This is a genomic window from Bradyrhizobium iriomotense (assembly GCF_018130765.1).
Taxonomy (GTDB): domain Bacteria; phylum Pseudomonadota; class Alphaproteobacteria; order Rhizobiales; family Xanthobacteraceae; genus Bradyrhizobium; species Bradyrhizobium iriomotense_A.
On the sequence record NZ_JAFCJZ010000025.1, the window covers coordinates 39,702 to 54,493 of the forward strand.

Sequence of the window (14,792 nt, forward strand, 5' to 3'; positions counted from 1 at the left end):
CGGACAGGCGACACGCGTGAACTTCATTCCACCACACGGCATACCGCCCACATGGTTGCCACTCCGAATGACTCGCCATAGAACAGAGTGACGCGCCACCAAATAAGAACAACAGGTGAGGTCACGCTATGGAAGCCCATGTGTCTGCTGCGTCCGCGTCCCGTCCATGGTCTCCGCCCCCCGACGCCAGCGACATCGTCAAGAATATCCACGCCATGCTGCACCCGCACAACATCGTGCTGGTGGGCGCGACCGACAAGCCCGGCAATTATGCCGAGCGCATCTGGAACAATCTGGTCAAGTACGGTTTCGAGGGCGGGCTCTATCCGGTCAACGCCAAGCGCGAGACGATCTGGGGTGTCCCCTGCTACAAGGATTTTTCCAGCCTGCCGGAAAGGCCGGATCACGTGCTGGTGCTCGTGCCGGCGCGCTTTGCCGTGCAGGTGATCCGCGATGCAGCCACAGCCGGCGCGCGCTCGGCCACCATCGTCACCTCGGGCTTCAGCGAACTGCAGGACGACGAGAGCCAGAGGCTCGCCGCCGACTTGCAGTTGGCGGTGCGCGAAACGGGACTTGCGGTCACCGGGCCGAACTGCCTCGGCAATTTGAGCGCCGGCGAAAGGCTCTTCACCAACATCGACGACCGCATCGTCACCATGGAACAGGGCGCGGTGGCGATCGCCGGCCAATCCGGCGCCATCGTCATGGCAATCCGCCAGGCGCTGGAGGATCGCGGCGTCGGTGTCGGCTACATGGTGACGACAGGCAACGAGGCCGGGCTCGAGACGCCGGACCTGATGCGCTATTTCGCCGAAGATCCGAGCATCAGCGTGATCGTCGTTTATCTCGAAGGCGTGCGCAACACCAAGGCGTTCCGCGATGCCTGTAAAGCGGCGCGCGCCGCCAGCAAGCCGGTGATCGCGCTCAAGCTCGGCGCATCCGAGGGCGGTCGCGCGGCGGCGATGGCCCACACCGGCGCGCTGGCAGGATCGATCGAGACGTTCGACGCCATCGCGACGCGCGAAGGCGTCATCCGGGTCGGCGGGCTCGACGAGTTGATCGAGACCACCGAATGCTTCGTCCACTCAGCCGTGCCTAAAGGCGATCGGCTCGCCGCCGTGACGCTGTCCGGCGGCAAGCGCGGCATGCTGATCGATGCCTTCTACAAGGAAGGCCTGAATTTTGCGCCGCTGAGCCCGCATGTCAGTACGGAACTGGCAAAGATGCTCGGGCCGGGCTCGATCGTCGGCAATCCGCTCGACGCCGGCTTTGCCGCGGTGGTCGACCCTTCCGTCTACATGAAGTCGATCAAGCTGATGATCGACGACCCCGATATCGACATCGTCATCATCGATGCCGAGCTGCCGAAGGCGCCGCACGAGGTGCGCGAGCGCAATTTGCGTATCGTCAACGAGATGGCGAGCCGGGCCGCCAAGCCCGTGATCTATATCAGCGCGATGTCGATCGGCTTCACGGAATTCACCAAGACCTTGCGCAAATCGCTGCCCCATCTCGCAGTGATGCAGGGCATGGACCGCGCGGTGACCGCGATCAAGTCGCTGCTCGCTTATGCGAGGCTGCGGAAAGAAGTGCCCGACATTGTCTCGAGCTCGAAGCCCGCCGCGCGCGCCGTGCTGGAAAAGGCGCTGAAATCGGCGAATGGCGCCGCACTCGACGAAATCGCCTCGAAGAAGCTGTTGAAGGCCTATGGCATCCCGATCTCGAAAGAAGCGATCGCGCAGACGTCGGCGGAGGCGGTGAAGATTGCCAGGCAGATTGGTTTTCCGGTCGTGGCGAAAGTCGTCAGCGCCGAGATCCTGCACAAGTCCGACATCGGCGGCGTGGTGCTGAACCTCAACGGCGCGGCTGACGTGAAAAAGGCGTTCACCGACATCACCGCGCGGGTGAAAAAGCTGAAGGGCAAACCGAAGCTCGACGGCATCCTGATCGCGCAGCAGGTCAAGGCCGATCTCGAGCTCGTGGTCGGCGCCTCGCTCGATGCCGAAATGGGTCCGGTCGTGCTGTTCGGCACCGGCGGCATCGACATCGAGCTCCTAAAGGACGTGGCGCTTGCCGGCGCGCCGCTGGACGAGGCCGAGGCGCGGTTCCTGATCGACCGCACCAAGGCCGGCATCAAATTGCGCGGTTATCGCGGCAAGCCGGCCTTGCACGAGGTCTCCGCGGTGAAGGCGCTGGTCGGCCTGTCCAATCTGATCGCGGATGCCGGCGACCGGATCGCATCGATCGACATCAACCCGTTCCTGATCAACACCAGGACGGGTGTGGCCGTCGATGCCCTGATCGTGCTGAACAATGCTGCGGCAAAGCGCGCAGCAGGACATTGATGTCGCGTAGGGCGGGTTACGCTTCCGCCTTCGCTCTGCGAGCTTCGGCGGGACAAGTCGTTAACCCGCCCGATGTACCATTGCGGCCTCCTTCCAACTTCCCCGCTTTGGTCGTAGACTCAGCCTCATGGCACGCGCGAGCAATCTTGTGATCGGAACGGCGACGCTGGCGGTGATCGCCGTGGCGTTCGGCGGCCTGCTCGGGGTGCAGAAATGGCGCACCATCCAGAGCCGCAGCCAGTTGCGCGTGGTGTTCGAGGGCGGCTCCGCCAGCGGCCTGCGCCGCGGCGGCCCGGTCAATTTTGACGGCGTGCTCGCGGGCCAGATCCTGTCGATCAAGCTGGACAATCCCCGCAAGGTCGTGGCGCTGGTGATGCTCGACAACTCCGCGCCGATCCGCAAGGACACCGTGGCCGGTATCGAGTTCCAGGGTCTCACCGGCGTCGCCGCGGTCTCCTTGATCGGCGGAGCGCCCTCCGCGCCGCCGGTACCGCTGGATTCGGACGGCATTCCCGTGCTCACCGCCGATCTCAGCGACGTCGAATCCATCGTCGACACCCTGCACAGCGTCGACCGCACCATCGTGAGCAACGCCCCTGCGATCAAGGAGGGCCTGCGCACATTCGAGACCACTACCGCCGATCTCAGGAGCAAGGGTGGCGAGATCGATTCCGTGATGGCCAAGGTCGACACCGCCTTTGCGGGATTCGACAAGGCCGTCACCAAGATCGAGGGCGTAGTGCCCGGCTTCGTCGACGGCAAGGTCGACGAGCTGTTCGAGAAGGTGCAGGGGCTGCGCGAGCTCGCGGACACCATGAAGAAGAAATCGGCTGTTTACCTCGAGGATATTCGCCGTTCGCTGCTCGACGTCAGCGAGACCGCCAACAAGATGGCCGGCACGCCCGTGCCCGCTGTCGTCCCGCGCCCGCCACGCAAGCCTCCGCAGAAGAAGCAGTAGCCTTCTTACCCTCCCCTCGAGGGTGGCAGTCCCGCCTGATCCAGCGACGAGTCCTACCACGCGTAGCGCACGACGCCCTTGCCGGCATAGGACCGCGTGACGTTCGAGAACTCGCCTTCGAAAGTTGCCGACGCGGACCAGCCGTTCATCCAGTTCATCTGCACCGACGCCGTGGTCAGCGCGGAATCACGCGCCTGAGCGGCGCCGTTCACGACAAAGGCCGAACCCGGCAGCGTCTGGAACACCGCACCGACGGTGCGGTCCGGATTGAAGTCATGCGCCCAGGCGAGCCGGCCGCGCAGGGTCATCAGGCCGCCGGCCGCCGCAAATGACCTGTCCGCGCGCAGGCCGAGCTCGGTGCGGGTGCTGGTCACGTCCTTGGCCGCATAGTTGAGCGCAAAGGTGTTGTTGCCGACCACTGCGAATTCCGAATAGTTCGGAAGGCTGAACATGGTGGCCTGGAGCGCGGCATAGGGCGTGAGACCGATCCACTGCGTGGCATAGCGATAACCGCCCTCGACGCGTCCCGAGATCGAGTTGGCGTTGAACTGCGCCCGCAATTGATCGACGCCTGCGGCGATGACGATGCGGTTCGTGGTGACGTCCTGCCAGCCATAGGCGAGCGCGGCGGTGATATAGGCCGATCCCGCCGTGTGCCGCACGAAGGCGCCGGCCTGGAACAGGTCGGAGCGGCCCCAGCCGAGTCCGTTGGTGTTGAAGCCGGTGCCGCCGCCGGCCAGCGCGACACCGGCGATCGTCGACGGCGAGAAGCGGTAATCGAGGCCGACCGCCGTACCGTAGACGCTGCTGCTGCTGGTGTTGGAGCCGAGGGCAGTGTTGCCGTCGGTGGTCTGCGAGCCACCATAGCTGGCTGCCCAGACGTCCCAGCGCTGCTCGAAGGTCGCAGGCGGCGCCTTGCGGTAGATCGAGGCGAAGGCATCGCGCGCGCTTCTGTCACGCGCGTTCTTGCCGGTCGCGGCATAGGCGCTCGCCTCGTCGGCAAACGGAGTCGCATCAGGTGCACCGCTACGCCCCGAGCCGAACACGTCGGTCAGCAGATTGATGAACAGGTTCATCGCGTTGAAGGTCGCCTGCTGTGAGCCCGTGCCCGATTCGCCGGAGGCCTGTGTGAGGCCGGCCGGAGAGAGATTGGCGAGCGCCACGGGAAGGCTGCCGGTGCTGTTGAAATAATTCGTCAGCACGTTGGCGACGTTCTGCTGATTGATGTTGAGGCCGCCGCCATAGCCCAGCGCGAGGTCGAGGTAGACGTTGTGAAGATCGTAGCTGAGCGTCGCGTGCAGGTTCGACGAGAGCCCCGCAACGACCGGGTTGAACGCATCGGGGAGCGTCGTCGCAGTCAGGATCGTGTAGTGCTTGGCGATCGAGCCGGTCGGGACGACCACGACCGTTGCACCGCCGAGCGTCGCCGTGCCCGTGACGACCGCAAGGCCGTTGCTGGCGCCCGAGACCTGCACCATGTAGCTCGACGCCGACGTGAAGGTGAGGTCGCCCGATACGGTGAGCGTGCCGGTCGGATTGCCCGGCGCCAGCGTGCCGCCATTGATGGTGGTCGTGCCGACCGTGCCGACGCCGCCGAACGTGCCGCCGCTCGCGACGGTCACGGTGCCGTTGATGGTGCCGGCGAGCAGAAGCGTGCCGCCGAGCACGGTCCAGTCCTGATTGCCGGTGCCGGTCACGGTCCAGGTCGAGCTGTCGATCTTGTTGAAGGTCGCAAAGCCGTCGTACTGGAGGCCAGTGCCGATCAGGTCGAGATTGAACGTATCCTTGCCGGTGCCGCCGAGCTGGAACGTGTCAGTTCCGGATGCAAGCACCTGGCCGTTGATCACGCTGCCGGGGCCAAGGGTGAGCGTGTTGTTGCCGCAGCCGCAGAAGTCGATCGCAATAGCACCCGACGCGCCGGCGTCGATGGTGCCGGAGTTGAAGACGCTGCCGCCACCACTCAGCATGATGCCTGTGCCATTGGCGCCGACTGTGATGGTGCCGGTGTTGACGATCTGGTTGGTCGTGCTGAAGGAGCTTACGTCGACGCCGACGCCGAACGTGCCGACGGTGATCGTGCCGCTATTGGTGATGGTGTTGGAGTCGCCGACCGCGAAGATGCCTTCGGTCGCATCGCCGCCCGTGATCCGCCCGCTGTTTGTGATCGTGGAGGACGAGCCGTTATAGAGGATGCCCCAGCCGGCCTGGCCGACAGTGATCGTGCCGCTTTGGCTGATCGTGGCCCGGTCGCCCTGCAGCGAAATGCCGGCCGATCCGGTGTCCCCCACCGTGATCGTGCCGCCATTGGTGATCTTCGAGTCATCGCCCAACACGGCAATACCGACGCCGAAATCGCCCGCCGTGATCGTGCCGAAATTGCTGACGGTCTGAACGTTGCCTTGCATGTAGATGCCGGCGGCGTTCTGCCCGACCGTGATCCTGCCGGTGGCCGTATTGGTGATCGTGTTGTTGTTGCTGATCACGAGAATGCCGCCGGAGAAGCCGGTGGAATCGCCGACCGTGATGGCGCCCGCATTGGTCATGGTCACGCCGCTAACCGCGTAGATGCCGATCGAGTCATCCACGCCGGTGATCGTGCCCGTCGCGGCGTTCGTGATCGTGTTGTTCTGGCCGGCGAAGATGCCCGCCCCCGACGCCCCGATCGACAGCGCGCCGCTGTTGGTGACGGTGTTGCTGTCACCGACCGAAATCGCAATGCCGCTGTTGCCGGCCGCGATCGTCCCGGCATTGGCAATGACGTTATGATCGATCGCAAGGATGCCGCGACCGTTGTCGAGCACCGTGATGGTACCGTTGTTGGTCACGGTGTTCGCGCTGTCGACACCGATACCGATCAGGCCCGAGCCGGCCGACAGACTGCCGTTGTTGGTGACCGTGCTGGAATTGTTGACGCCGATCGAGAGCGTCCCGTTGTCGTTCACGGTCGCGCCGGAGAGCACGTTGACATTGAGGCTGTCGACCCCGACGCCGGCCTGAAAGCCGTCGGCATCCGTGCCGCTGCAGGTGACAGTCTGGCCTGTCGTGGCCGGATCGGGTGCACAGAGTGCGTTGGCGGGCGTCGCGCAAAGGCTGAGGCCGACGAAGACCGCCGATACGCCGGCGAGCAATGCAGCGACGAATCGGCGCAGTCGACCCTGCCGCCTCCCTGGCCCCTCGCCTTGCACGCCACACCCCCATTCCCAGCAATTCCGGCGGGAACTTAGGCCAGGACGAAGCTCCGCAAAACTACGGGGCCGCTGAAATGCGTCCGTTTGGACCACAACCGAAGCAGAATCCGAGCGCCATGTTGCAACCGCGCCACGGTTTTGCAGGGCCAATACTCTCATTCTGCGCACCGGGTTCGCGCCAGCGTCGCGCCCGGCGGCATCCGCGGCGGCTCAGTAATTGCTGGCCGCTGCCCCATTCGGGATGCCGTCGATCGGGCACTCGTCGGTGCCCGGCGTCGAGCGGGTCATCGCCTCGACCATGTCGCGCGTGCCTTCGGGGTCTTTGATCCAGTTCTTGTAGAAATCATACGGGCACGCTGCGACGCCGCGCGGGCTGTCGCCGGAGTTGATCATGCCGGTGTAGCCGCGGTGGACCAGCTTGTAGAGATGGTTCTGCGACTGACCATTGCGGCGCGCATCGCGGATCAGATGTTTCGAGAGCTGCGCGTACTGGATGCCGTAATCCTCCTCGCCGCACTCGCCGAGCGTACGGCCGTCAAAGCCGATGATCGCGGAGTGGCCGAAGTACGAGTAGACGCCGTCGAAGCCGGCGGCATTGGCGACCGCGACATAGACGTTGTTGGCCCACGCCATCGCCTTGGAGATCATGACCTGCTGCTCCTTGGCCGGATACATGTAGCCCTGGCAACGCACGATCAGCTCGGCGCCCTTCATGGCGCAATCGCGCCAGATCTCCGGATAATTGCCGTCGTCGCAGATGATCAGGCTGACCTTGAGGCCCTTCGGGCCCTCGGAGACATAGGTGCAATTGCCGGGATACCAGCCTTCGATCGGCACCCACGGCATGATCTTGCGATACTTCTGCACGATCTCGCCCTTGTCGTTCATCAGGATCAGGGTGTTGTAGGGCGCCTTGTGCGGATGCTCCTCGTGGCGTTCGCCGGTGAGCGAGAATACGCCCCACACCTTCGCCTTGCGGCAGGCCTCGGCGAAGATCGCGGTTTCTTCACCAGGCACCACGGACGCCGTCTCGTACATCTCCTTGGAGTCGTACATGATGCCTTGCGTGGAATATTCCGGAAAGATCACGAGGTCCATGCCGGGCAGGCCGACCTTCATGCCGACGATCATGTCGGCGATCTTGCGGGCGTTGTCGAGCACCTCGGCCTTGGTGTGCAGGCGGGGCATCTTGTAGTTGACCACCGCGACGCCGACCGTGTCGTTGCTGCTGGAGATATCACCGTGAAGCATGTTGAGCGCTCCTGTCTTTTATTCGTGTGAGATCATCGCGTGGGTTAGTGGCTGATCATCCAGGGCCGCGCGGTCGGAAAGCCCTTGGCGCCGCTTTTGCTCTGGGTCATCAGCCGTGCGGGCTTCTTCTTCTCGGCCCCGTTCTTGTCCTTCACGGTCTTGCCCGAGGAACAGCAGCCGCAGCCCGGGCCGTGCGAGGCCTTGTATTGCGCCAGCGTCTGCGGCGCGTGCGAGCTGCGCTCGTTGACGGCGTGCGCCTTGCGCTTGTCCGCCGGCATGCAGAAGAAATTCGGCGCGGTCAGGATCACCCGCGGCGCCATGGTCTCGCAGTGCGGGCAGCTTTGCGGATCGTCGCATTCTGCCATCGGGCGGAGGTCTTTGAACGGACCGCAGTCGTCACAGAGATATTCATAGACCGGCATCGCATCATCCCTAACGCGTGTTCAACACAGCTCACGGCTACCGCTTATGCGGAGACAGCCCCTCACCCCAACCCTCTCCCCGTGAGAACGGGGAGAGGGAGCGCAGCGTCACTTGTCCGGCGAGATCGGCATCTGGATATCGCCGGTGATGTGCTTAATGGGTCCGGCCGCCGACGGCATCACGTCGAAATCGAAGATCTCGGTCGGCAACCATAGCGTGGCGCAGGCATTGGGCACGTCGACCACGCCGGAGATGTGGCCCTGGCACGGAGCGGTGCCGAGGATCGAATAGGCCTGGGCGCCGGAGTAGCCGAACTTCTTCAGATACTCGATGGCGTTGAGGCAGGCCTGGCGATAGGCGATGTGAACGTCGAGATAATGCTGCTTGCCGGCTTCATCCACCGAGATGCCCTCGAAGATCAGATAGTCCTTGTAGTTCGGCGTGATCGGCGACGGCTTGAAGATCGGGTTCTTGATGCCGTATTTCGACATACCGTCCTTGATCACCTCGACCTTCAGATGCAGCCAGCCGGCCATCTCGATGGCGCCGCAGAAGGTGATCTCGCCGTCGCCCTGGCTGAAGTGCAAATCGCCCATCGACAGACCCGCGCCGGGCACGTAGACCGGGAAGTAGATCTTCGAGCCACGCGAGAGATCCTTGATGTCGCAATTGCCGCCATGCTCGCGCGGCGGCACCGTGCGCGCGCCCTCGGCGCCGATCTTGGCCTTGACATCGCCCTTGGCACGGCCGCCATGCGCGGTCGCCGCGAACGGCGGATTGGCAAGGCCGGGCACGCGGGTCGGGTTGGTCGAGATCAGCTCGGCCTCGCGCTTGTTCCAGGTCTCCAGCATCTTCGGATCGGGCAGGCAGCCGATCAGGCCGGGATGGATCAGGCCGGCGAAGTTGACGCCGGGCACGTGCCGCGACGAGGTGTAGAGGCCCTTGATATCCCAGATCGACTTCTGTGCCAGCGGGAAATGGTCGGTCAGGAAGCCACCGCCATTCTGCTTGGAGAAGAAGCCGTTGAAGCCCCACAGGCTCTCCTTGAGTGGGCCGACGTCGAGCAGATCGACAACGAGGAGGTCGCCGGGTTCGGCACCCTTGACGCCGATCGGACCGGAGAGGAAGTGCACGATCGACAGGTCGATATCGCGCACGTCGTCGGCGGAATCGTTGTTCTTGATGAAGCCGCCGGTCCAGTCATAGGTCTCGATGATGAAATCGTCGCCGGGATTGACCCAGGCCACGATCGGGATGTCGGGGTGCCAGCGGTTGTGCACCATATCATTTTCGTAAGCCGACTTGGTGAGATCGACCTTGATCAGTGTCTCTGGCATCGAGATGCTCCCCTTTTACTACGGTTGGTTAGACGGACAGATATTTCGAGACCTGCGCGGCATCGACGGCATCGCGCGGATCGTCGCGCACGATCTCGCCGTTCTCGATCACCAGGACGCGGTCGGCGATCTCGAGCGCGAAGCTCAGGACCTGCTCGGAGACGACGATCGACAACCCCTTTTCGTCGCGGATGCGCTTCAGCGTGCGCGCCATCTCCTTGATGATTGACGGCTGGATGCCTTCGGTCGGCTCGTCCAGCAGCAGCACCTTCGGCTTGGTCGCGAGTGCGCGTGCAATCGCGAGCTGCTGCTGCTGTCCGCCGGAGAGGTTGCCGCCGCGGCGGCCCTTCATCTCCAGCAGCACCGGAAAAAGCTCATAGATGTCTTCAGGCACTTCTGACCCGCCGGAGACGACGAGACCGGTCTCGATGTTCTCCTTCACGGTCATGGTCGAGAAGATCATGCGGCCCTGCGGCACATAAGCGAGGCCCTTGGCAACGCGCTCGTAGCTCGGCAAGGAGCCAAGCTCGGCGCCGTCCATGGTCACCGAGCCGCTCTTGGTCGGCAGGATGCCCATCAGCGACTTCATCAGCGTGGTCTTGCCCATGCCGTTGCGGCCCATGATCGCGACGATCTCGTTCGGCGCGACCTTGACGTTGAGCCCGTGCAGCACCTCGCTCTGGCCGTAGGCAACGTGAAGATCGGAAATTGCCAGCATGATGCGCTCCTAGGCTCGGTATGCCTTCCTTCTCCCCTTGTGGGAGAAGGTGGCGCGGGCGAAGCCCGCGACGGATGAGGGGTATGCATCCACGGATGCGAGAGGCAGTTCGACTCGCGGAGAGATACCCCTCACCCGGATCGCATCTGACGATGCGATCCGACCTCTCCCACAAGGGGAGAGGTGGACCGTCACCGCCGCAGCAGACTCGCCCGACTTCGTCATCTCAATGCCCCAGATAGACTTCGACGACCTTGGGGTCGTTCTTCACCTTCTCCATCGTCCCCTCCGAGAGGATCTGGCCCTGGTGAAGCACGGTGACCTTGTGCGCGATGTCCTCGACGAACTTCATGTCGTGCTCGATCACCAGCACCGAGCGGTTCTTGATGATGCGGTTGAGCAGCTCCGCCGTCTGGGCGCGCTCGGACACGCTCATGCCGGCGACGGGCTCATCCAGCATCAGGAGGTCCGGGTCCTGGATCAGCAGCATGCCGATCTCGAGCCACTGCTTCTGGCCGTGGCTGAGCAGATCGGCGTTCATGTGCAGCCGGTCCTTCAGGAAGATCATCTCGGCGACCTCATGCACCCGGTCGCGCACGGCGGCGTCGCGAGTGAAGGTCAGCGCGCCGAACACGGAGCGGCCACGCGGATAGGAGATCTCGAGATTCTCGAACACGGTGAGATCGTCGTAGATCGACGGGTTCTGGAACTTGCGCCCCACCCCGGTCTTGACGATCTCGTTCTCTCTCATCCGCGTCAGCTCCTTGCCGCGGAACTGGATCGAGCCGGACGTGGCCTTGGTCTTGCCGCAGATCAGGTCGAGCACGGTGGTCTTGCCGGCGCCGTTGGGACCGATGATGACGCGGATCTCGTTCTCGTCGACATAGAAGGAGAGATCGTTGACCGCCTTGAACCCGTCGAACGAGACGGTCAGCGCTTCGACGGCGAGCAGAAACTCTTTGGGCTGATGACCGACGAGCATGACCTATCTCCTCATTCCCAGCGCGGCATCGGCATCGTGGTGACCTACGAGCATGATGATCTCCTCACTCCGCCGGGGCGCCGTCGGCGACCGAGCTGTCGGTCCAACCGTCGGGTTTCGATTTGCGCGAGGCGATCAGGCGATCGATGCGTGGCTGCACATAATCGCCCCAGATCCCGGCAAGGCCGTTCGGGAAGGCCAGCACCACGGCGATGAACAGGCCGCCGAGACCAAACAGCCACAATTCGGGGAAGGTTTCCGACAGGCTGGTCTTGGCGAAGTTGACCAGCAGCGTGCCGTAGATCGCACCCAGGATCGACAGCCGGCCGCCGACCGCGGTGTAGATCACCATTTCGATCGAGGGCACGATGCCGACGAAGGACGGCGACATGAAACCGACATTGAGCGCGAACATGGCGCCACCAATCGCTGCGAACATTGCGGCGATGCAGAAGGCGAAGATCTTGAAGTTCGCGACGCTGTAGCCGGAGAAGCGGACGCGGTCCTCCTTCTCCCGCATCGCCACCAGGATGCGCCCGAGCTTGGAGTGCCGGACGAACTGCGCGATCATGATGCAGGCGAACAGGAGACCAACCTCGAAGAAGTACAGCACGACCTTGGCGTGGTCGGGCCGGATGTCCCATCCCTTCAGCGTGCGCAGGTCGGTCATGCCGTTGATGCCGCCGGTGTAGCCCTGCTGCCCAACGATCAGGATGGTTAGGATGGCCGCGACCGCCTGGGTGATGATGGCGAAATAGGTGCCGCCGACCCGGCGCTTGAACATCGCGGTGCCGATGATGAGTGCGAAGATGCCGGGCACGAGGATGATGGCGGCGATGGTGAAGGTGAGGCTGTTGAAGGGTTTCCAGAAGAACGGCAGCGCCGTGATCTGATTCCAGTCCATGAAATCGGGGATGCCCGGGGTCGACTGGATCTTGGTGTTCTCCACGCTCGAGGCCTCGAGCTTGAGGAACATCGCCATGCAGTAGCCGCCGAGCCCGAAGAACACGCCCTGGCCGAGGCTCAGGATGCCGCCGTAACCCCAGCAGATCACGAGGCCCAGCGCGACGAAGGCGTAAGTCAGATATTTTGCGACCAGGTTGAGCCTGAAGACATCCAGCGTGAGCGGCAGGACCACCACGAGGAAGACCGCGAGCACCAGAATTCCGATCAGCTCCGATCGATTGAAGAACCGATTGTCGGTCATAACATCAGCCCCATTTCTCACTTGCGGACCTTGAGGGCGAACAGCCCCTGCGGCCGCAGCATCAGGATTCCGACAACGGCGAGCAGCGTCAGCACCTTGGCCATCGAGCCCGACATGAAGAACTCGAGGGTGGATTGCGTCTGCGAGATCGAGAAGGCCGAGGCGATGGTGCCGAGCAGGCTCGCAGCGCCGCCGAACACGACGACGAGGAACGTGTCGACGATGTAGAGCTGGCCGGAGGTCGGCCCCGTGGAGCCGATCATGGTAAAGGCGCTGCCGGCGATCCCGGCGATGCCGCAGCCGAGACCGTAGGTGTAGCGGTCAACTTTCTCGGTGTTGATGCCGACGGCGCCGGCCATGATGCGGTTCTGCACGACGGCGCGCACCTGGCGGCCCCAGCGCGACTTGTACATCACATAGGCAACACCGACCGTGATTAGCACGGTGAGGCACATCACGAAGACGCCGTTGATTGGCACTTCAATGCTGTCGGTGACGTGCAGCGAGCCGAGCATCCATTGCGGCAGCTCGACGCCGACCTCACGCGCGCCGAACACGGAACGGTACGCCTGCTGCAGCATCAGGCTGAGCCCCCAGGTCGCAAGCAGCGTATCGAGCGGGCGCTTGTAGAGATGCCGTATCAGCACCCATTCGACCAGCATTCCCAGCGCGCCGGATGCTAAGAATGCGAGAATCATCGCGAGGAAGAAGTAGCCGCCGAACAGGCTCGGCATGTAGGTCTGGAACAGGTTGGAGGTCATCCAGGTGACGTAGGCCCCGAGGATCATGAACTCGCCATGGGCCATGTTGATGACGCCCATCTGGCCGAAGATGATCGCAAGACCGAGCGCCATCAGGACGTAGACCGAGAACAGGATCAGTCCTGCAAAGCCCTGCATGACGAAGATGGAGCCAAGGTCACCAAGCGAGTAGTCGCCGAACATCGATGTCCTCCGTCGGGGAATAGGGTCCCGCGTCGCGATGCAGAGTCGCGACGCGGGGGTCTTGGGCATGGACTTGCGATCCACGCCAGGGAGCGGTTTTTGCCTTTGGGGAAACGGCGCCGAACGCCGCTGCTCTTACTGGTAGCCCTTCGGGAACGGATCCGGCTCGACGAGATCGGCGGTCTCGTAAATCAGCTCGAACTGGCCATCGAGCTTGGCGCGTCCCACCCGGGTCTTCGACCAGAGGTGATGGTTTTCGTGGATGCGCACGTAACCTTCCGGCGCGCCCTTGAACTCGACACCAGGCGAGGCCGCCGCGATCTTGTCGACGTCGAAGGAGCCGGCCTTCTCGACCGTCAACTTCCACAGCCACGGGCCGAGATAGGCAGCCTGGGTGACGTCTCCGATCACGGTCTTCTCGCCCCACGCCTTCTTGAACGCCGGCACGAAGGTCTTGTTGTTGGCATTGTCGAGCGACTGGAAATACTTCATGCAGGCATAGGCGCCCGCGATGTTCTCACCGCCGATGCCGTCGATTTCGTCTTCAGTGACGGAGATCGTCAGAAGCGGCTGCTTGGCGAGATCGATGCCGGCGGCCTTGAGCTGCTTGTAGAAGGCGACGTTGGAGCCGCCGACGACGTCGGTGAAGATCACGTCGGGCTTGGTCAGCTTGATCTTGTTGATGACCGAGTTGAACTGGGTCGAGCCGAGCGCGTAGTACTCCTCGCCGACGACCTTGCCCTTCAGCACGTTCTCGACGTGCTTGCGCGCGATCTTGTTCGAGGTGCGCGGCCAGATGTAGTCGGAGCCGATGAAGAAGAAGGTCTTGGCGCCCTTCTCCTTGGCGATCCAGTTCAGGCCGGCGAGGATCTGCTGGGTCGCCTCCTGGCCGGTGTAGATCACGTTCTTGGACTGCTCGAGACCTTCATAGAAGGTCGGGTAATAGAGCATGCCGTTGTACTGTTCCATGACCGGCAGCACGGCCTTGCGCGAGGCCGAGGTCCAGCAGCCCATGATGGCCGCGACCTTGTCGTTGACCAGCAGCTTCTTGGCCTTCTCCGCGAAGGTCGGCCAGTCGCTGGCGCCGTCTTCCTGGATGAACTTGATCTTGCGGCCGAGCACGCCGCCCATGGCGTTGATCTGCTCGATGGCGAGCTTCTCGGCCTCGATCGAGCCGGTCTCGGAGATAGCCATGGTGCCGGTGGCCGAGTGCAGGATGCCGACCGTGACCTCGGTGTCGGTAACCGCAAGACCGGTGGTGTTGACCGCCGAGGTCGCCGGGGCCTGCGCGAAAGACGCCTTCGGCAGCATCGTGATGGCCGGCACGGCCGCCATTCCCATCAATAGTTTGCGCCGGAGCGGCGACAACAGGCCCTTGTTTGCTTCGTCTGACATGAGCACCCCACTTTTGTTCGAGAACACTGGATTGGTGCCGTGAG

The 14,792-nt window shown here is 63.4% G+C and carries 11 protein-coding genes; 2 read left to right on the forward strand and 9 right to left on the reverse strand.

Going from position 1 to position 14,792, the window contains the following annotated elements; translation table 11 throughout:
• Positions 1 to 128 precede the first annotated feature (128 nt).
• A complete protein-coding gene (locus JQ635_RS32240) occupies positions 129 to 2,345 on the forward strand; it encodes an acetate--CoA ligase family protein (protein ID WP_211413819.1) in 2,217 nt (738 codons plus the stop codon).
• 127 nt (positions 2,346 to 2,472) lie between these two features.
• A complete protein-coding gene (locus JQ635_RS32245) occupies positions 2,473 to 3,303 on the forward strand; it encodes an MlaD family protein (protein ID WP_211413820.1) in 831 nt (276 codons plus the stop codon).
• 53 nt (positions 3,304 to 3,356) lie between these two features.
• Here JQ635_RS32245 and JQ635_RS32250 read toward each other — a convergent pair whose 3' ends face one another.
• The 9 genes from JQ635_RS32250 to urtA form a co-directional block, all read right to left on the reverse strand.
• Positions 3,357 to 6,431, reverse strand: a complete 3,075-nt coding sequence (locus tag JQ635_RS32250; protein WP_246583907.1) for an autotransporter outer membrane beta-barrel domain-containing protein — start codon at positions 6,429 to 6,431, stop codon at positions 3,357 to 3,359.
• 270 nt (positions 6,432 to 6,701) lie between these two features.
• Entirely contained in the window at positions 6,702 to 7,742 is a 1,041-nt protein-coding gene (locus tag JQ635_RS32255; protein ID WP_100235893.1) for an aliphatic amidase, read from the reverse strand.
• Positions 7,743 to 7,786: 44 nt separating this feature from the next.
• A complete protein-coding gene (locus JQ635_RS32260; protein WP_211413822.1) occupies positions 7,787 to 8,164 on the reverse strand; it encodes an FmdB family zinc ribbon protein in 378 nt (125 codons plus the stop codon).
• A 108-nt stretch (positions 8,165 to 8,272) separates the two neighbouring features.
• Complete coding sequence (fmdA, locus tag JQ635_RS32265) at positions 8,273 to 9,502, reverse strand: formamidase (RefSeq protein WP_024336981.1); 1,230 nt, start codon at positions 9,500 to 9,502, stop codon at positions 8,273 to 8,275.
• 28 nt (positions 9,503 to 9,530) lie between these two features.
• Entirely contained in the window at positions 9,531 to 10,220 is a 690-nt protein-coding gene (urtE, locus tag JQ635_RS32270; protein ID WP_211413823.1) for an urea ABC transporter ATP-binding subunit UrtE, read from the reverse strand.
• Positions 10,221 to 10,446: 226 nt separating this feature from the next.
• On the reverse strand, positions 10,447 to 11,202 hold the full coding sequence (gene urtD / locus JQ635_RS32275) for an urea ABC transporter ATP-binding protein UrtD (protein ID WP_211413824.1): 756 nt from the start codon (positions 11,200 to 11,202) through the stop codon (positions 10,447 to 10,449).
• Positions 11,203 to 11,266: 64 nt separating this feature from the next.
• On the reverse strand, positions 11,267 to 12,409 hold the full coding sequence (urtC, locus tag JQ635_RS32280) for an urea ABC transporter permease subunit UrtC (RefSeq protein WP_211413825.1): 1,143 nt from the start codon (positions 12,407 to 12,409) through the stop codon (positions 11,267 to 11,269).
• Positions 12,410 to 12,426: 17 nt separating this feature from the next.
• Complete coding sequence (gene urtB, locus JQ635_RS32285; RefSeq protein WP_018644389.1) at positions 12,427 to 13,353, reverse strand: urea ABC transporter permease subunit UrtB; 927 nt, start codon at positions 13,351 to 13,353, stop codon at positions 12,427 to 12,429.
• 135 nt (positions 13,354 to 13,488) lie between these two features.
• Positions 13,489 to 14,748 carry an urea ABC transporter substrate-binding protein gene (urtA, locus tag JQ635_RS32290; protein WP_211413826.1) on the reverse strand — a complete coding sequence of 420 codons (1,260 nt, stop codon included), beginning with the start codon at positions 14,746 to 14,748 and terminating at the stop codon, positions 13,489 to 13,491.
• Positions 14,749 to 14,792 lie beyond the last annotated feature (44 nt).